The sequence below is a fragment of the Arcanobacterium canis genome, assembly GCF_029625435.1.
Classification (GTDB): Bacteria; Actinomycetota; Actinomycetes; order Actinomycetales; family Actinomycetaceae; genus Arcanobacterium; species Arcanobacterium canis.
Genome location: NZ_CP121208.1, coordinates 1,234,349 through 1,253,337 on the forward strand (window position 1 = coordinate 1,234,349; position 18,989 = coordinate 1,253,337).

The following is an 18,989-nucleotide window of genomic DNA, read 5'->3' on the forward strand; positions in this document are numbered from 1 at the left end:
ATCATGCCTTATCTGGCGCCTGGGCGCCCATCATGTGGCGAGCCTGCCCCGCCAGCACAATTGAACCGAGAACCACGGTGACTCCCGGCACCACGGAATCAGGATCAGCAGTTTCTGCCAGGTCCGATGCCCGCGTCATTGCATCCATCAGATTGTATTCGACTTCAACGCGCTCTTCCCCGAAAATCTCACGTGCGATTTGCGCAAGTTCTTCGGGATCGGCAGCGCGATCCGTTCCCTCAATTTGAGTGATGACGATGGCATTGAAGGCTGGCTCAAGTTCACTGAGCACACCTTCAATATCTTTGTCAGCCATCGCCGAATACACAGCAACGCGTGGGCCGAGGAACGTTTCTTCAAGAGCCTCGCGGGTCACTTTCGCACCCGCAGGGTTATGTGCAGCATCCACCAGCACCGTTGGCGAGCGCTTGACGACTTCCATTCGCCCAGGTGAAACGGTGGACATGAGCGCGTGCTCGACAACCTCACCGGGGAGAGCTCCGCCACCGAAAAATGCCTCAACAGCTGCTAAAGCCACTGCAGCATTTTCCGATTGGAAAGCTCCCAGCATCGCCAATGGGACATCTTCATAGACCGCCGACGGAGTCTTAATCGTCACCATCTGTCCGCCGAGTGCGCCTTCGCGGCTCACAACATGAAGATCCGGTCCCTCATGGATCACGGTGGCGCCCATCTGCGCTGAACGAGAAAGAATTTCGCGTGCAGCGTCCTCCACCTGTGCAGAGGTAACAACGGTTGCCCCTTCTTTGATGATTCCGGACTTTTCGTGAGCAATCTGTGAGATCTCGTATCCCAGCCACTTTTCATGGTCACGAGAGATTGGCGTGATGACTGCTACTTCAGCGTCAATGACATTCGTAGCGTCCCACTGGCCTCCCATACCGACTTCGACGACGGCGACGTCGATGGGCGCGTCAGCGAACGCTGCGTAGGCCATCACGGTGAACACTTCAAAGAAGCTCATGCGTGGCCCGCCTTGCGCATCGACTATCTCGACAAAAGGAGCAACATCTTCCCATGCTTGGATAAACGACGCACGCGAAATCGCTTCGCCGTCGATCGAGATACGCTCTCGGACGTTATTCAAATGCGGTGAGGTAAACCGCCCTGTGCGCAACCCCCGTTCACGCAACAGAGCCTCAATCATCCGGGCCGTGGATGTTTTGCCGTTCGTTCCCGTGATGTGGATTGCTCGGAATGCGTTCTGGGGGTTGCCCATCATGTCGAGCACCTGACGCACTCGTTCAAGAGAGGGTTGCACCTTGTGTTCGGGGGCGCGCTGAACAATCTGGGCATAGATCCGCTCAACCTCAGACTCTAATTCGGCGTCTTTGGCGAGGAGATATGCCGGGTCAAGATCAGGTGCGTCACAATCCTTGATTTCTTCCACGATTGCCGCATCTGGCCCTGCGAATAGCGGTGACGAGAGGAGCTGCGCGAGCTCCGCTTCGCGCTCATCTTGAGGGCTAATGTCGCCACTTTCATCTTCGTCAATGAACGGATCGTTCCCCAGATTGTCAGCCAATCTTTTCTACCTTCACTTCCAATGATTCTCCGCTCGAAACTGTGGCTTCAAGCGAAAGCGTTTCAGACTTGATGAACTCAAGGTTCGCTTCGACTGCGCTCAGGCGGTCAGCCGGAACAGTGAGTGTCAGTGCAATGCGGTCAGCTACGTGCAGATCGTCTGCCTTGCGCTGGTCCTGAATCGCACGGACGACATCTCGAGCATATCCCTCAGCTTCAAGTTCAGGGGTCAGGACAGTATCAAGCACCACGAACGATCCTGAGTCAAGAACGGATGCAACAGATCCTTCCTCAGCTTCGATCACTGTTGACACTTCATACTGCCCCTCGGTCAGCGTGACTGGAGGCTCGACATGCATCAGCACACCGCCGTCGGCCTTCTCCCAGTTGCCCTCACGCGCCGCCTTGAACAGCGCAGAGGTGAGCTTGCGGACGGACGGGTCCAGTTCACGCGGAAGTACAGCAAGCTCAGTGCGAACTTCGAGGCCCGACTCCGAGGCGCCCTGAATCTTGACTTCCTTGACGTTCACTTCACCTGCGATCAGTTCCGCGAAGGGAGACAGATCGAGTGGAGTAACAACCGTCATTGAGGCAAGAGGTTGGCGCACGCGCAACTTATTGGCCTTACGCAGAGCGTGAGCTGCTGAAACGACATCGCGCACCTCGTCCATCACAGCGACAAGGTTCTCGTCAACAACCGAATCCGGCCACTGTGGCCAGTCGGTCAAGTGAACGGAACGTCCGCCTGTGATGCCACGCCAGATTTCTTCGCCCACGAGTGGCAGAAGCGGAGCAGCGATGCGCATCAGTGCTTCGAGCGCGGTGTAGAGAGTGTCGAAGGCACAGAGGTCTTCATTCCAGAAACGATCACGCGAGGTGCGAACGTACCAGTTGGTCAGCAGCTCAACAAATTCGCGGATCTCATTTGCGCCTTCAGCAATTTCCAGTGCATCCAGGTGTTCACGCACTGAATCAGCAAGAATCTTCACGCGGGACAACAGGTAGCGATCCATGACGTCAAGCTCGTCCAACGAATCGAAGTCAACCTGCTTGCCGAGATAGCCTTCACCGTTATTCACGGTTCCGGCGTACAGCGCATAGAAATAGTAAGCATTCCACAGCGGCAAGATGACGTGGCGCATTGACTCACGAATGCCTTCCTCAGCAACCACGAGGTTACCTCCGCGAAGAACAGGCGAGCTCATCAGCATCCAGCGCACAGCGTCCGATCCGTAGGTATCGAACATTTCCATCGGATCGGGGTAATTACGCAGCGACTTCGATGCCTTACGTCCATCGTTACCGAGGACGATACCGTGTGAAATCGCGCTCTTGAAGGCAGGGCGATCAAACAGTGCGGTGGATAAAGCGTGCATCACGTAGAACCAACCGCGTGTCTGCCCGATGTATTCGACAATGAAATCGCCTGGGAAGTGCGTCTCGAACCATTCCTGGTTCTCGAACGGGTAGTGAACCTGGGCGTAGGGCATTGAACCAGAGTCGAACCACACATCCAGAATGTCGCTCACGCGACGCATCGTGGACTTGCCTGTCGGATCGTCCGGGTTTGGACGAGTGAGCTCATCGATGAAGGGACGGTGAAGGTTCGGGTTGCCGTCACGGTCACGCGGTACGTCACCAAAGTCGCGGGCGAGTTCCTCGAAGGATCCGTACACGTCAGTGCGCGGATAGTTCGGATCATCGCTCTGCCACACCGGAATCGGCGTACCCCAATAACGGTTGCGGGAAATAGACCAGTCACGAGCGCCAGCGAGCCAGTTACCGAAGATCCCATCCTTGATGTAATCAGGTTGCCAGGTGATGTCTTGATTGAGTTCAACCATACGATCACGGAATTCAGTCACTGCCACGAACCACGACGTGACAGGCTTGTACATCAGTGGTCTGCGGCAGCGCCAGCAGTGCGGATAGGAATGCACATGGGACTGTTCGCGAACGAGCACAGCGCGGATGTCATCCGAACGTCGTGTCATCGGCCCAGTTGAATCACGCAGATCATTAATGATCGGACGGTTGGCATCGAAAATATTCATGCCTTCGTAGTCTGGGACATTCGCCATCATCTTGCCCGCGGCGTCAACGGTTTCCACAACCTTGATCTTCAGTCCCGACAGGACGAGCATGTCCTCTTCGCCGTACGGAGCAATGTGAACAAGGCCAGTTCCATCTTCCGTAGAGACATAATCGGCGGTCGTTATTTGCCAAGCATTTTCGCCAGGTGCTTCGTCCTCACGTGAGAAGTAATCGAAGATCGGATGGTACTTCTTACCAGCGAGCTCCGTCCCCTTCATTGTGGCCGTGATCGCGGGTTCTTCACCCAGTTCCTTGGCATACGCTGCCAGGCGCGACTGCGCAACGATAACCTTCTCGCCTGCGAGCGGACCTTCGGTGGGCTCCACAGTGACGTAGTCGATCTGGGGGCCGACGGCGATAGCGAGGTTCGATGGCAACGTCCACGGTGTGGTGGTCCAGATCAGGGCAAGTTCGCCACTTTCCAAACGCAAGCCGACGGTGACGGTGGTGTCCTGTCGATCTTGATAGACGTCGGCGTCCATCTTCAATTCGTGATTCGACAACGGGGTTTGGTCATGCCAGCAGTATGGCAGTACCCGGTATCCCTCATATACGAGGCCCTTGTCATAGAGAGTCTTGAAGGACCAGATCACTGATTCCATGAAGCTCGGATCCAGAGTGGTGTAACCACCTGCGAAGTCCACCCAGCGCGCCTGGCGATTGACGTACTGTTCCCATTCATTAACGTATGTGAAAACGCCTTGGCGGCAAGCATCATTGAAAGCTTCAATTCCGATCTCGTCGATCTGTGACTTATCGGTGATCCCCAGCATCTTCTCTGCTTCGAGTTCGGCAGGAAGGCCGTGCGTGTCCCAACCAAAGACACGCTCAACACGATGTCCACGCTGTGTTTGGTAACGGGCCACAAGGTCCTTGACGTAGCCCGTGAGGAGATGGCCATAGTGCGGAAGGCCGTTCGCAAATGGTGGACCGTCGTAGAAGACGAATTCGTCGCCCTCACTGCGCTGATCAATGGACGCCTGGAAGGTGGCATCGTTCTTCCAGTATTCGATGATATCGGTTTCCAGCGTGGGGAAATTTGGCGACGCGACCAGCTCAGTATCGCGGTGAAGCGGATATTTGGCGCTCAATGTGGCTCCTCGGGTTAACTTAATACCTCACGAGGACGCAATATGCGCGGTACCACCTCGCTTGCCGCTTGCGCGACCACTTCATTTGGGATTTTGACGGATCCAACCCGCCCGGTTCTAATAAGCGTTCAGGCCGTTCTTCCGGGTGCTCCCCGGTGATAGCCGGATCTACGCCTTTCCTACTTTACCGAGTGCGCCCGCGCGCTTCCAGCCCAATTTTTCGCGCCAGCGCTGCAACGACGAACATCACACCATCGAGTGTTGCCATCGCTGCCGACGTCGGCAGCTCAAGTTTCCATGCGATCGCGAAACCTGCAAGCGCACTCGCGAGCGCGACGACGCCGGTAAGTGCGATCGCTCCTGAAAGCCTGCGAGCGAAGAGCAATGCGACAGCTGCAGGGCAGATCATGAGCGCCACAACGAGAATCGAACCGGCAACGGCGAACGCACTGACCACCGTCAACGCAACGAGAACCATGATTCCATTCTCGACCGCCACAACCGGCATTCCCGCAGTGAGGGCAAATTCGCGATCGAAGATTGACACCTTGAGCACACGGTAAAAAACACCGATGTACAGACCGGTCAGAGCAAAGACGGCCAGTAGTGGCCACATCGCAGCAGGACCGTAGTTCATGCCATTGATAATAACGTGCTCACTCCTCAAGGCCATGAGGTTCAAGTCACCGGCGAGCACGGTATTTTCTGACACGTGGACGCCGCGGAATGCCGTTGACATGATGAGCACGCCGAGTGCGAAGAGGGCGGGAAAGACGACTCCCTGATCGGCGTCGCCCGTGACTAACCGACGCGAGCGCAACCAGTTCGATACCCAGACAATAAGCAAGCCCATCAGCGTAGCGGCCACCGTCATCACGGGTGAATGAAGCGTCCCTGTGATGGCCACGCCGATCACAATTCCAGGCAGGACAGCATGGGAGATTGCATCGATGAGCATCGACTGGCCTCGTAAGACGATAAAAACGCCAGGAAGGGCACACGTCAATGCCGTCACTGAAGCGAGAAGAAAAGCAGCAGCAATAAAACTCATGCGCACCCCTCCACACGGGGCGCATCAAGGACGCGCGAACGTCTATGCCTCCACGGCACTACGGCTCGGATAAGCAGCGACACAATAAAAGCGGCAAAAAGTACCAACACAACGATTGGACCAGTGGGGACATTACCCAAAGAAATCGAGAGATAAGCACCAACTGCTCCAGCCAGTGCTCCCATCGCGCTTGAGGCGAGCACCATCGTCAGCATTGAGGACACAAACGGGCGGACCACAGCTGCGGGCATCAAGGCGAATGCCACCACAAGAATGATGCCCACCGATTTTACTCCCAGCACAATTGCAATCGTGACCACGCACGTCAGCGCCGTATCAACTGCCCGCGGTCTGAAACCGCCGACTCGTGAGAGGACGGGGTCGAAGACGAGTAGCGCAATCTCTTTCCACAGTGCAATGACAACAAGGCTAGCCAGAGCGCCCAGAGTTGCCACTGTGTAGAGGTCAACCGCGCGAACCGTTGCTGCATTACCGAAAAGATAACTCATCATCCCGGCTTTTCCCGGAATTTTGCTGTGGTTGAGAATATGAATTGCGCACAGACCGCCGCCATAAAAAAGCGAGAGTGCAACGGCCATTGCCGCATCCGGTTTGGTCGGCGTGTTGGCCACCACCCAGTTTGCAAGGGCGACAGCCACGAATGCGGAAGTCGCTGCACCCACGGAGACCACAAGCGTCGATTGTCCATTTGCTCCGAGCGAGGCCGCGATACTGAATGCGCCAACCACACCAAGGATTGCCGAATGCCCCATCACATCGCTCATCAGTGACTGTGCGCGCATGTAGAGGAACGAGCCCGCTCCCCCAGCGAAAAACCCAACGAGCAAGACGGCGAAGAAGGTAGTGCGAAACCCGTAGGTCGCAAAAAATTGTCCAAGAGGAATCATCGGCGCACAGCCTCCGCTGTCGCTTCTGATGGGATGCCGTAGGCCTCTGCAACGACGTCGGGGGCCAACACGCGCCCAACACGCCCAGAAGCCACAACGTTGCCGTTCGATAAAAGGCTCGCGTGCGAGGCAAATTCGCTCACGGTCGCCAGGTTGTGGTGAACCAGGACGATCGTTGCTCCTTGTTCGTTCTGTTCGCGCAAGATATCGAGAATGGTGGCCTCGGATGCCATATCAACTCCAGCGAAAGGCTCATCCATGAGGAGCAGATCAGCTTTTTGGGCGAGAAGACGTGCCACGAAGACGCGCTGTTTCTGCCCGCCCGAGAGGGCACCAATGTGGCGTCCGGCCACGTCTTCGAGGCCTGCCCGTTCAATGGCTTCGGCAGCGATACGCTTTTGCTTGCGCCCAGCGCGCCTGAACCATCCCACTGTTGGGTAGGTTCCCATCGCTACGACGTCGGCGACTGTAATGGGAAAGTCCCAGTCAACTCCGGCAACCTGGGGCATATACCCCACGCGCGAACGCACTTTGTTCAACGGCTGCCCAAAGAAACGAGCCTCGCCACTCGACGCGATCAGACCCAGCGCAGCTTTGAGTGACGTCGATTTTCCCGAGCCGTTTGGCCCGACAATCGCATGAACGCTCCCTTGAGTGACGGTGATATCGACACTATTGAGCGCACGCACCTGCCCATAAGAGGCACTGAGTTTTCGCATTTCGAGTGGTGAGGTCATTCGTTCCTTCTTTTACTAGTTACCTAGTGGGATCACTTGGTCAGTGCAGCGGCGATTGCTTTGGCATTGTGCTCGAAAGCACCAAGGTAGGTGTTCACCGGAGCTTCTTCACCGAGAGTATCAGCGTAAAGAACCTGGTCAGAAACCTCTACCTTGCCACCCTTGGCTGCCACGGATTCCTGGAGGTGCTTGATAATCTCAGGATTCTTGAGGTTGTCCTGGAAAACAACGTGAACATTCTTCTTCGCAATCATGCTCGCGAGCTCATCAAGCTGAGATGCGCTCATCTGCGACTCAGAGGAAACAAAATCGGTCGCATGAATTTCCAGACCGAACGCCTTACCGAGGTAGTTGAAGGCGTCATGTCCGGTCACAAGCACGCGCTTTTCGGCCGGGATCGAATCAAAGACTTTCTTGGCTTTGTCGAATGCCGAATCAATCTTTGCGGTGTACTCCTTGGCATTCTTTTCGTAGGTGTCTTTATTCGCCGAATCGATCGATGACAGCTTTGACGCAATGGCGTTGACTGCATACTTCCAGATCACTGGTGAATTCCACACGTGCGGATCATGACCGGAAACCTTACCGTCCTCTTCCCACGGGAGCAGGTCCTTCTCCGGAATCGCTTCGGCTGCCGGCAGAGAGCGGTCACCGAGGTTGTCGAGCTGCTTCATCATCTTGTGTTCCATGTCATGGCTCGTCCAAACAACCAGGTCTGCAGCATCAACCTTTTCAATATCTGCCGTGGTGAGTTCTTGGGTGTGAGGATCCCCGCCGGGCGCGACGAGCGTGGTCACCTTAGCCTTCGGCGCGATATTTGCGATTGCATCGGCGAGGTAGCCGGTCGTGGCCACAATATTGAGTTCTTTCGCTGCTGCGCTGCCCGACGCCGAAGAAGCCTTCGGGGTCTGCGAACAACCAGTCATTCCTACAGCCAGGAGCGCTGCAGAGGCAAGCGCTGCGATGCGATTCATTTTCATTGTTTTTCCTTGAAATAATACGTCCATTTGAACCAACAAATTAGGGTAGCCTAACTTTGTCGTTAAAGTTAGGCTACCCTAATTGACGCGCGCGTGTCGCAAAAGTCTACTACATCACTCGACTGAATACATGAATTTCACGACTTTTCGCGACTATTTCTCGTTTAAATGTCTCGATTAAGCAATCGAATACCATGCATCGTCACGCGAATATCTCTCCTCACTTCAGGAACGCAAACGCTTCTTCAACACAGAATTCGCCTGTTCTCGCGGGCGAATGACGAGCGAATCGATATTGACATGCTCGGGAAGGCTGAGCGTCCAACGTACCGCCTCAGCAATGTCTTCTGCGACGAGGGGCGAATCAATTCCAGCGTACACCGCGTTGGCCTTCGCTTGGTCTCCACGCATACGCACCAATGAAAATTCCTGAGTGTGGACCATCCCCGGAGCAATTTCAATCACGCGCACCGGCTCGCCAACAAGCTCAAGACGCAAGGTCGTGACAATCTCACGCTCAGCATGTTTTGCCGCACTGTAACCAGCGCCTCCCGGATAGGACTCATGGGCAGCAGTCGAGGTGATAAAGACGATATCTCCCGGTGTTGAGTCAAGTTGGGCAAGGAAACGCTGAGTCACCGCGAGCGTTGCCACAACATTCAACTCATACATCGCACGCCAGTCAGCGACATCGCCCAGCGCTACGGATTCAGTGCCGATCGCTCCCCCAGCATTGTTCACCAACGCATGAATTCCGCCAAGCTGACGACAATAGTCAAATAACGCTTCGACGTCGTTATCTTTTGTCAGATCCGCCGGGAAGTAACGAACACCGGATTCCTGGGCAAGCGTCTCCAAACGATCCTTACGGCGCGCAGTGGCAATGACGTCCCAACCGTCACTAGCGAGTAATCGGGCACTCGCGGCCCCAATTCCGCTCGACGCTCCAGTCACCAAAACACGTTTCATGTCCTCGCCTTTCTCTGTCCATTTCACAACGGCCGATGCCGTTCTCATGTTCTTATCCAACCACTGCATCCACAAAAGAGGAACAAAGGATATCCAAAATATTCCCTCACGCTGCGGGAAACTGTGGGAGCGGCAGCTGTGACAAAATAGGAAACGTCACAACACAAGGAGGGGCGATGCTCGGCTTTATTGGATTAGGAAACATGAACAGCGCAATTTTGCGCGGGGTGCTCGCAGCGCACATCGTCGAACCGACGGACATCTCTTTCACTCGCTCAAATGCCGAAGCAGGGCATAAGGTTGCGAGGGAACTTGGCATCAACTTTTCTCCCTCCAACCAGGCGTTAGCCCAGACACTGAACGACGGCGATGTGATGATCTGTGGCGTCAAGCCACATCTCATGATGGACGTGTTGCGAGAGTTAGGTGACGACGCACGAGGGAAAGTCATTGTGTCCGTTGCCGCAGGGATGACGATCAAGCGCCTCGAATCAGCTCTCCCCGAGGAGACGTCCGTTATCCGAGCAATGCCGAATGTGCCCGCCCAGGTCGGCGCGGGAATCACAGCGCTCGCGGCAAATGCACACACTTCCGACGACGAACTCCATGCCGTCCAGGTACTCTTTGGCGCAGTCGGTGAAACAGTTGCTATCGCAGAACCTCATTTCGCTACTTTCTCAGCAATCGCTGGCTGCTCGCCCGCGTGGACACTCACCTACATTGACGCTCTCTCACGCGGTGCGCTCGCGGCAGGGATGCCAAAAGATGTTGCCTTGAAGGTAGCGTCACAGGCAGTCCTCGGAACCGCGAAATATGCCCTCGACATGATGGATCAAGAACGTCCAGCCCAGCTCCTCGATCGCGTTACCTCACCAGGCGGTACAACCGTGGCCGGCCTCATTGCGATGGAAAAGGCAGGGTTTTCCAGCTCAGTGGTTCGCGGGGTCGAGGCAGCAATCGCACGAGACGCACAGCTCGGCTAATTCCGCTAATTCCGCGCTAGTCCTGCCAGGTGAGGACTTCCAGGCCGCGGATAACGACGACGGGAGTGTTTTCCAGCTCCATCACTGTTCCCGCGAGCGCGGCTAACGCATCCGCCACAGGAGCACCGGCGTCGGTGGAATGATCGACGCCGGCCCGCCCAATAGCAATGTCGGCGCCAGAGTGTGAGGAGGCAGTAATCAGGACGCCAGCGCGCCCGCCGAAACGCGCAGCTAGCCCACGCCGAATCTGTCCCGCTGCGCCGTCGGGATCGACGGGGGCCTTCAGGCCAAGTTTCTCAGGAAGTCCTGTGCGCGTACGAAAGCCGTCAGGCTCGGCGCCTTCTTTATGCCAGCGACCTTGCGCCTTGGCAACAATTTTTCCTGCAATCGCCACAATGTCTGCCCCGCGCAAGTGTTCACCATTCTCAAGGGAGTTCAGTGCAGAACCAATCACAGCAGCGATGTCGTCGCCGCTCACAATCTGCGCAATTGCGCGCACCGGGAATACTTCGATCATGTACCACAGCTTACTGATCGGCACTTGTTGCGCACAGGTTGAGTCACACTGGCTCAAAGACGCATCGGCGTCGGCGATGTCACTGACAGGGATGTTCCTCGATGCCGTAAAACAAGCCTGCGCATGAGAGAATAACCCTATGACTCAAAATAAATCCGCATTGCTCGATCACACGGAGGTTCCGGATAGGGCGTCCCTCGAAGGTCTCGAGGATCGCTGGGAGAAGTCCTGGACTGACAACCGCACCTACAGCTTCAATCGCGAGACCACGCGCGAAGCCGTCTATTCTGTGGACACTCCCCCGCCCACGGTTTCTGGTTCGCTTCACGTGGGCCACGTTTTCTCATACACCCACACTGATGTGGTGGCTCGCTACCAGCGAATGATTGGCAAGAACGTCTTCTACCCGATGGGTTGGGACGATAATGGTCTGCCCACCGAGCGCCGCGTGCAAAACTACTACGGCGTACGCGTGGATCCGTCCCTGCCTTACGAAGAGAATTTTGTTCCTCCGCACGACGGCGGCGACGGCAAGTCGATCAAATTCGCTGACCAGAAGCCTATTTCGCGTAAGAACTTCATTGAGCTGTGTTGGAAGCTCACCGCTGAGGACGAGAAGCAGTTCGAGGCGCTGTGGCGCCGTCTCGGTCTCTCGGTGGACTGGGAGCAGAACTACCAGACCATCGGTTCGAAGGCTCAGAAAGTTGCGCAGGCTGCTTTCTTGAAGAATCTCGAACGTGGCGAGGCCTACCAGGCTCAGGCGCCTGGCCTGTGGGACGTCACGTTCCAGACGGCGGTGGCCCAGGCAGAGCTCGAAGCTCGCGAGTACCCAGGTGCGTATCATGCACTGGCATTCCATGCGAAGGACGAAGACGTCATCATCGAAACCACACGTCCAGAGCTTCTTCCTGCGTGTGTTGCTTTGATTGCTCATCCTGATGATGAGCGCTACCAGCATCTGTTCGGTACCACTGTCACCTCGCCGGTCTTTGGTGTTGAGGTTCCTGTTGTGGCTCACCCGATGGCTGAGATTGATAAGGGCGCTGGTATCGCAATGTGCTGTACGTTCGGTGACCTCACCGACGTCGTGTGGTGGCGTGAACTTAACCTGCCGATGCGCACAGTCCTCGGCAAAGACGGCCGCATGAACCGCACCATGCCAGAGTGGATCACTACCGAAGCTGGCCAGAACATGTACGCCGAGATGGCTGGGAAGACCACCTTTTCCGCTCGCAAGGCTCTCGTTGAAAAGTTGAAGGAAACCGGCGAAATGATCGGCGATGAGAAGCCGACCTCGCGTATGACGAACTTCTTCGAGAAGGGCGATAAGCCGCTCGAAATCGTCACTTCGCGCCAATGGTACATTCGCAACGGCGGACGCGCTTATGAAGAAGCCAATGGCAAGGATCTGCGTCAGAACCTCCTCGCACGCGGCTCACAGCTCGCCTTCCATCCTGATTTCATGCGCGTACGTTACAACAACTGGGTTGAAGGCCTGAATTCCGATTGGCTCGTGTCACGCCAGCGTTACTTTGGCGTTCCGTTGCCACTGTGGTACAAGGTCAACGACGCTGGCGAAGTTGATTACGACGCCGTGATTACACCGTCGATTGATCAGCTCCCAGTTGATCCGACGACGGACGTTCCAGCTGGTTATACCGAAGATCAGCGCGGCATTGCCGGTGGCTTCGTTGGTGAAGTGGACATCATGGACACCTGGGCAACCTCCTCGCTCACCCCGCAAATCGCTGGCGGTTGGCTGACAGACGAAGATCTGTTCACCAAGGTCTACCCGATGGATGTGCGCCCGCAGGGTCAGGACATTATCCGCACGTGGTTGTTCTCGACTGTTGTGCGCGCTCATCTTGAATTTGGTGCACTTCCGTGGAAGAACGCCACGATCTCGGGCTGGATTCTTGACCCCGACCACAAGAAGATGTCAAAGTCGAAGGGCAACGTCGTCACCCCGCTCCAACTTTTGGAGAAGCATGGATCGGACGCAGTTCGTTACTGGGCCGCGTCAGCTCGCCTGGGCACAGATGCTGCTTTCGATGAGCAGCAGATGAAGATTGGTCGCCGTCTGGCGATGAAGGTACTCAACGCTTCGAAGTTTGCTCTGTCAATGGGCGGCGAAGGTGCTGTGGATCTCGATCTTTCCAAGGTCAGCGAAGTTCTTGATCGTGCGTTGCTCGCTCGCCTCGCTCAGGTTGTGGACGGCGCAACCACCGCTTTCGAGAAGTTTGACCACACCCGTGCGCTGGAAATTACCGAGTCCGCTTTCTGGGCGTTCTGTGACGATTATCTAGAGCTTGTGAAAGATCGCGCCTATGATCGCGACGGTGCTTACTCTGCTGCCGGTCAGATGGCCGCAGTGGAATCGGCTCGCGTCACGCTCAACACCGCGGTTGATACGTTCGTTCGTTTGCTGGCACCGACTCTCCCCTTCGCAACTGAAGAGGTGTGGAGCTGGTACCGCACGGGGAGCGTTCACCAGGCACAGTGGCCGACGTCGCAGGCTCTGATTGACGCGGCAGCTGGTACCGACGCAGATATTTTGAAGTCGGCTGGCGCGGTTCTTCAGGCACTGCGCAAGGTGAAGTCGAATGAGAAGGTCTCGCAGCGCATGGCATTCACCACCCTGTCTGTGACTGTACCGAGCGAAGACGTATCCGACGTTGAGGCAGTGATTGAGGATCTGAAGTCCGCAACTCACACCACCGGAGCATTCGAGATCACCGCAGGTGAAGAGCTTGAAGTGACGGCATACGAACTCGACCGACCGGTTGAGTAAATCTGTCTCGTGAAAAGAGTGCTGGTGGCAGATTCCTCTGCCACCAGCACTCTTTTCACACCATGAACTATTTACCTGACAGTTTGCACACCGTTGATCGACGATTCGCCGCTACCCAACGGTAGACGCGCCGAGCTACCGGAGCGACTGGTTTGCTGGCAAGTAGTCGCCCAGCCAGCTTCCATCCTCGGCTGCTGTGACGAAGAAGCAAGGCAATCGCCATATGCTCGGTGTATTCACGGCCGTCAACCACTGCCATTGCTGTCCGCTCCAGATCCACCGTCGTCGGGCGCTCGTAACGGTAAGAAGGAACAAACTCGACGTCACGCGTGCGAGACGCAAAATATCCCACCACACGCGTACAAAAACCGCAGTCGTGATCGTAAATGAATTCCATGTCAAACCTTTCACATGCGCTGTGCTTCGTTGGATATCCTAGCGGTATAGACGTCATTGCACGTCAGCCCGAAGTTCTACCTTCCAAACCGTAAGTTACGGTATCGTAGTTCCAAGAACCAGCATCGAAGGATGAATATGAAAAAGATTATTGACGAAGAGGGCGTGGCATACACCCCTGGCAAGTTCCATGTGGAAGACACACTGTCGATCCCCAAATGGCTTCTCCAGCTAGCATCGGATCGTCCACTTGCCACAGTAATCGAGCGCAAGGTTGGGCTCGGCAATGCGTGGGTACCCGTCACCTATCGCCAGTATATCGGTGAGATTCGCGCACTAGCACGCGGATTGATCGCACATGGGGTAAACCCGGGCGACAACGTCGCGATTATGGGACATACTTCAGACCATTGGGCCATACTCGATTATGCAATTCAAATGGTCGGCGGCATCGTCGTTCCGATTTACGAAACCGATACTGCCCCGCAGATTGAATGGATCTTCGAAGATTCCAATGTTCGTTTCGCTTTTGCTGAAGACGAATCTATGGCCGGTGTCATGAAGCCCATGATCGAGCGTTTCGAGAACCTCGAAGAGGTGTTCGTGATCGCGAACGATGCGATCACCACTCTGACGGCTGAGGGCCACGAGGATCTCGACGCAGAGCTTGATCGCCGCGTCGAGGCCCTTCGCGCCGATGATATTTTCACCGTGATTTACACTTCGGGAACAACGGGACGCCCCAAGGGCGTCGAGCTCACGCACCGCAACTACCTGCATACCGCGATCAACGGTCCTCTCGATGATCAACTCAAACCAGCACTGCGTGACGGGGGCCGCGTACTCCTCTTCTTGCCACTGGCACACTCGTTCGCGCGTTTCATCAATATGGCAGTGATGTACGCAGGGATGCCAATCGGATACTCGCCCGATGCAAAGAATCTGGTAGCCGATATGCAGTCCTTCCGCCCCACCTTCGTCCTTGCCGTGCCGCGTGTGTTCGAGAAAATCTACAACGCTGCTGATGCGAAAGCTGGGCGTGGAGCGAAGCTCAAAATGTTCCGATACTTTGCGAAGGTCGCCATCGAATACTCGCGGGCACTCGATACCCAAGCTGGACCTTCCGCATGGCTCAAAGCCCAACGCGAGATCGGTGACAAGCTCGTGTACGCGAAGATCCGCCAGATTACAGGCGGCCAGTTCGAATGGGCAGTGTCCGGTGGCGCGCCCCTCGGCCCGCGTCTGGCACATTTCTTCCGCGGCATCGGTATGCCGATCCTCGAAGGCTATGGTTTAACGGAGTCGTCTGCACCAACGTCGGTCAACCGATGCAACCACATGCGGATCGGCTCAGTTGGCCCGGCTTACGCTGGCACGTACGTCAAGGCTTCCGAGGACGGCGAAATCCTGATTAAGGGTGACCATGTCTTCCGCTCGTACCGCAATAACCCCGAGGCGACCGCCGAAGCATTTACTGAGGACGGCTGGCTCAAAAGCGGTGACCTCGGTCATGTCGATGACGAAGGCTTCATTTGGATCACTGGGCGAAAGAAAGAACTGCTTGTCACTGCCGGTGGCAAGAACGTCTCCCCCGCTGAGCTTGAAGATCGCCTGCGTGGGCACCCTTTGATTTCGCAGGTAGTGGCTGTCGGCGATCAAAAGCCGTTTGTGTCCGCCCTCATTACACTCGATCCCGACATGCTTCCGGGATGGTTGCGCAACCACAATCTTCCTCAGATGTCGCTTGCCGACGCCGTCACCGATCCGCAGGTCATTGCTGCGATTGATCGTGCAGTCAAGCGTACAAACCAGCAGGTATCGCGTGCAGAATCGATTCGAAAGTTCACGATTCTTCCCACTGACTTTAGCGTGACAAACGGCTATCTCACGCCATCGATGAAGGTGAAGCGCACAGCTGTTCTCAAGGGATTTGCCGCCGAGATCGACAAGATCTACGAGGGCAAGTAATCATTGGTTGATTTAGGTGGGGGCCGTTGCGGAATTGTTCCACAACGGCCCCCACCTTCAGTTATATATTCTCCTCACGCTGGTTCTATGCCGACGCTGACGTCCTGTTCCCTAACACGAGAGTGGGCTCAGCTTTGCCTGCGAGAACTTCAGCATTGATGACCACTTTTTCGACGTCGGTGCGCGAAGGGATCTCGAACATGAGCTCGCCAAGCACTCGTTCCATAATTGAACGCAAGCCGCGCGCTCCAGTCCCGCGCTCCATTGCTTCTTGTGCAATTGCCTTGAGAGCCCCCGGTGTCATTTCGAGTTTCACACCATCAATCTCGAACATCTTCTGGTACTGCTTCAAAAGCGCATTCTTCGGCGTGGTCAGGATCTGGACGAGGTCGTCTTCTTCGAGGGGATCAACAACAGCTGTCACGGGTAGTCGTCCCACGAGTTCAGGGATCAGGCCGAACTTGTGAAGGTCTTCTGGGGTAACCTCGTGGAAGACCTCTGCCCCGCGGTCGGCGTCGTGGAGTTGCGCACCGAAACCGATTCCACGGCGCCCGGTGCGCGAGGAGATAATATCTTCCATTCCGGCAAAAGCACCTGCCACAATGAACAAAATATTGGACGTGTCGAGGTCAATATATTCTTGCTGCGGATGCTTCCGCCCACCCTGAGGAGGCACGGACGCCACAGTACCTTCAATAATCTTCAGCAGTGCCTGTTGGACACCTTCACCTGAAACATCACGCGTAATCGATGGGTTCTCGCTCTTTCGCGAAATCTTATCGATCTCATCGATATAGATAATGCCACGCTCGGCACGCGCAATATCATTATCGGCGGCCTGAATGATTTTGAGGAGGATATTTTCAACATCCTCGCCCACGTACCCTGCTTCGGTGAGTGCAGTGGCGTCAGCGATGGCAAACGGCACATCAAGCATCTTTGCCAAAGACTGTGCAAGGTAGGTCTTGCCCGTTCCGGTAGGCCCAATCATCAAAATATTGGACTTGCCGATTTCGACGTCGTCGCGTTCAAGGTTCTTGCCTGCCATCTGCAATTTATCTTGGGCACGCAGGCGTTTGTAATGGTTATAGACAGCTACCGCCAGGGCACGCTTCGCACCGAATTGCCCGACGACGTACTGGTTGAGGAATTCGAAAATCTCTTGAGGCTTCGGAAGCGGCTTCTCGCCCTGCTTGGGGGCATCATTCGCCAGTTCTTCTGCGATGATCTCGTTACAGAGGTCAATGCACTCATTGCAGATGTACACCCCTGATCCCGTGATCAGTTTGCGCACCTGACGCTGGCTCTTCGCACAGAACGAGCACTTGAGGGTGTCAGCAGCATCGGCCGTACGTGTCATGAAACCTCCCTTGTTCCCCACCATTTCACACCATGTTGGGGATTATTTCTATCAGCCACGCCCGAGGCGCAGCTTTCGGTCACGCCTGCACAACTCTTGCCGACGTCGATGGCGCAACCACTCACCGACGTCGGCTCTCGCCTGCCTCCGATATGGTGAAGGCGGGGTCGTACCCCGCCTTCACCGCCATGTTTTCATCAGCCCCTCGGAAGTTGCTCCGGTGTCGCCTTACGAGAAACGAGAACCTGGTCAACGAGGCCGTATTCCTTTGCCTGCTGAGCAGTAAGGATCTTGTCACGAGACACGTCCTTCTTGACCTGCTGCGGATCCTGACCAGTATGGGCAGCAATCGTGTCGATGATCCAGCGATTCATGCGATCAACTTCGTCTGCGATGATCTCAAGATCCGATGCCTGGCCTTGGGCACCCTGCATCGCCGGCTCATGAATGAGAATACGAGCATTGGGAAGCGCAAGACGGCGGCCTGGTGAGCCAGCAGCCAAAAGCACTGCGGCAGCCGAAGCGGCTTGACCGAGGCAGACTGTCTGGATCTGCGGCTTAATGTACTGCATGGTGTCGTAAATCGCGGTCAGCGCGGTGAACGATCCACCCGGGGAATTGATGTACATCGTGATCGGAGCATCTGGATCAAGAGACTCAAGCACCAGAAGCTGGGCCATGATGTCATCGGCAGAAGCGTCGTCTACCTGAACACCGAGGAAGATAATGCGATCTTCGAAGAGCTTTGCGTATGGGTCCTGGCGCTTATAACCGTAAGGAGTACGCTCTTCAAAGTTCGGAAGAATGTAGCGCGAGGTCGGCATTGCCGGGGCCATGCCACCAGGAAGCGATGTCGCAGTATTCGCCATTGCGTAGTTCATGCTCTCCCCTCTCAGTTCTCGCCCTGATCGTCGTGGCCTTCGGCCACGCCACCGCCACCGATCACCGAGGTGGACGATTCAATAATGTGGTCAACAAATCCGTACTCCAACGCTTCCTTGGCAGTAAACCAGTGGTCACGATCCGAATCGTTGAGAATTTCTTCGAGCGTATGGCCCGTGTGGTTCGCATTGAGCTGCGAAAGCTCCTGCTTCATCTGCAAGATCAAATCAGCATTGATGCGAATTTCGGTGGCTGTACCCCCCACGCCGCCCAGCGGCTGATGCATGAGAACACGCGTATGCGGCGTGATGTAACGTTTTCCCTTCGCACCTGCTGTGAGTAGGAATTGTCCCATCGACGCAGCCATACCCATGCCAACGGTGGCGACATCAGGCTTGACATACTGCATAGTGTCGTAAATGGCCATGCCAGCAGTCACCGATCCACCCGGCGAGTTGATGTAGAGATAAATATCCTTTTCCGGATCTTCAGCAGACAGCAACAGAAGCTGCGCACAGATCACGTTAGCTGACTGATCGGTCACTTCCGATCCGAGCCAGATAATTCGCTCCTTGAGGAGCCGGTTATAAATCGAATCTCCAAGGCCGAATGCGCCCTGAGGACCTTCGCCGGCGTTGGTTGGAACGCTCACGTTTCCTCCTTTTACAAATGATTACTTCCCCGAGTATAACGAGTGGAGGGAAGGATTCCTCCTTC

Annotated in this window: 16 protein-coding genes; 4 read left to right on the forward strand and 12 right to left on the reverse strand. The window is 55.7% G+C overall.

All coding sequences use genetic code 11. The features are described 5' to 3' along the window. Position 1 precedes the first annotated feature (1 nt). From P7079_RS05620 to P7079_RS05650, 7 genes are all read right to left on the reverse strand, one after another. Entirely contained in the window at positions 2-1,546 is a 1,545-nt protein-coding gene (locus P7079_RS05620) for a bifunctional folylpolyglutamate synthase/dihydrofolate synthase (protein WP_278012309.1), read from the reverse strand. Further along, positions 1,539-4,730: an isoleucine--tRNA ligase gene (gene ileS / locus P7079_RS05625; RefSeq protein WP_278012310.1), complete on the reverse strand. Its 3,192-nt coding sequence runs from the start codon at positions 4,728-4,730 to the stop codon at positions 1,539-1,541. Before ileS ends, P7079_RS05620 begins: the two co-directional genes overlap by 8 nt. 184 nt (positions 4,731-4,914) lie before the next feature. After that, the gene (locus P7079_RS05630) at positions 4,915-5,781 is read right to left on the reverse strand and encodes a metal ABC transporter permease (protein ID WP_278012311.1); all 867 of its coding nucleotides are present in this window, start codon (positions 5,779-5,781) and stop codon (positions 4,915-4,917) included. Beyond that, positions 5,778-6,689 (reverse strand): metal ABC transporter permease, encoded by a 912-nt coding sequence (locus tag P7079_RS05635; protein WP_278012312.1) that lies wholly within the window; start codon positions 6,687-6,689, stop codon positions 5,778-5,780. Before P7079_RS05635 ends, P7079_RS05630 begins: the two co-directional genes overlap by 4 nt. Beyond that, positions 6,686-7,426 (reverse strand): metal ABC transporter ATP-binding protein, encoded by a 741-nt coding sequence (locus P7079_RS05640; protein WP_278012313.1) that lies wholly within the window; start codon positions 7,424-7,426, stop codon positions 6,686-6,688. Before P7079_RS05640 ends, P7079_RS05635 begins: the two co-directional genes overlap by 4 nt. 32 nt (positions 7,427-7,458) lie before the next feature. Continuing rightward, positions 7,459-8,406, reverse strand: a complete 948-nt coding sequence (locus P7079_RS05645) for a metal ABC transporter substrate-binding protein (RefSeq protein ID WP_278012314.1) — start codon at positions 8,404-8,406, stop codon at positions 7,459-7,461. A gap of 225 nt (positions 8,407-8,631) precedes the next feature. Next, positions 8,632-9,375 (reverse strand): SDR family oxidoreductase, encoded by a 744-nt coding sequence (locus P7079_RS05650; RefSeq protein WP_278012315.1) that lies wholly within the window; start codon positions 9,373-9,375, stop codon positions 8,632-8,634. Between the two features lie 176 nt (positions 9,376-9,551). Between P7079_RS05650 and proC the strand changes: the two genes are divergently transcribed. Further along, on the forward strand, positions 9,552-10,358 hold the full coding sequence (gene proC, locus P7079_RS05655; RefSeq protein WP_278012316.1) for a pyrroline-5-carboxylate reductase: 807 nt from the start codon (positions 9,552-9,554) through the stop codon (positions 10,356-10,358). Positions 10,359-10,374: 16 nt separating this feature from the next. On the opposite strand, the gene P7079_RS05660 is transcribed toward proC, so the two are convergent. Further along, on the reverse strand, positions 10,375-10,875 hold the full coding sequence (locus P7079_RS05660; RefSeq protein ID WP_278012317.1) for a coenzyme F420-0:L-glutamate ligase: 501 nt from the start codon (positions 10,873-10,875) through the stop codon (positions 10,375-10,377). Between P7079_RS05660 and P7079_RS05665 the strand changes: the two genes are divergently transcribed. Continuing rightward, positions 10,874-11,002, forward strand: a complete 129-nt coding sequence (locus P7079_RS05665; RefSeq protein WP_278012318.1) for a hypothetical protein — start codon at positions 10,874-10,876, stop codon at positions 11,000-11,002. The genes P7079_RS05660 and P7079_RS05665 overlap by 2 nt on opposite strands. Before the next feature lie 12 nt (positions 11,003-11,014). Then, a complete protein-coding gene (gene valS / locus P7079_RS05670) occupies positions 11,015-13,666 on the forward strand; it encodes a valine--tRNA ligase (RefSeq protein ID WP_278012319.1) in 2,652 nt (883 codons plus the stop codon). Positions 13,667-13,733: 67 nt separating this feature from the next. Here valS and P7079_RS05675 read toward each other — a convergent pair whose 3' ends face one another. Further along, a complete protein-coding gene (locus P7079_RS05675) occupies positions 13,734-14,063 on the reverse strand; it encodes a thiol-disulfide oxidoreductase DCC family protein (protein ID WP_278012320.1) in 330 nt (109 codons plus the stop codon). 137 nt (positions 14,064-14,200) lie between these two features. Here P7079_RS05675 and P7079_RS05680 point away from each other — a divergent pair, with 137 nt between their 5' ends. Continuing rightward, positions 14,201-16,030, forward strand: coding sequence for an AMP-dependent synthetase/ligase (locus tag P7079_RS05680; RefSeq protein WP_278012321.1), 1,830 nt, complete (start codon positions 14,201-14,203; stop codon positions 16,028-16,030). Positions 16,031-16,115: 85 nt separating this feature from the next. Here the strand turns inward: P7079_RS05680 and clpX are convergent, their stop codons facing one another. From clpX to P7079_RS05695, 3 genes are all read right to left on the reverse strand, one after another. Next, on the reverse strand, positions 16,116-17,390 hold the full coding sequence (gene clpX / locus P7079_RS05685; RefSeq protein ID WP_278012322.1) for an ATP-dependent Clp protease ATP-binding subunit ClpX: 1,275 nt from the start codon (positions 17,388-17,390) through the stop codon (positions 16,116-16,118). Between the two features lie 197 nt (positions 17,391-17,587). Then, a complete protein-coding gene (locus P7079_RS05690; RefSeq protein ID WP_278012323.1) occupies positions 17,588-18,271 on the reverse strand; it encodes an ATP-dependent Clp protease proteolytic subunit in 684 nt (227 codons plus the stop codon). Between the two features lie 11 nt (positions 18,272-18,282). Continuing rightward, positions 18,283-18,924 carry an ATP-dependent Clp protease proteolytic subunit gene (locus P7079_RS05695; protein WP_278012324.1) on the reverse strand — a complete coding sequence of 214 codons (642 nt, stop codon included), beginning with the start codon at positions 18,922-18,924 and terminating at the stop codon, positions 18,283-18,285. Positions 18,925-18,989 lie beyond the last annotated feature (65 nt).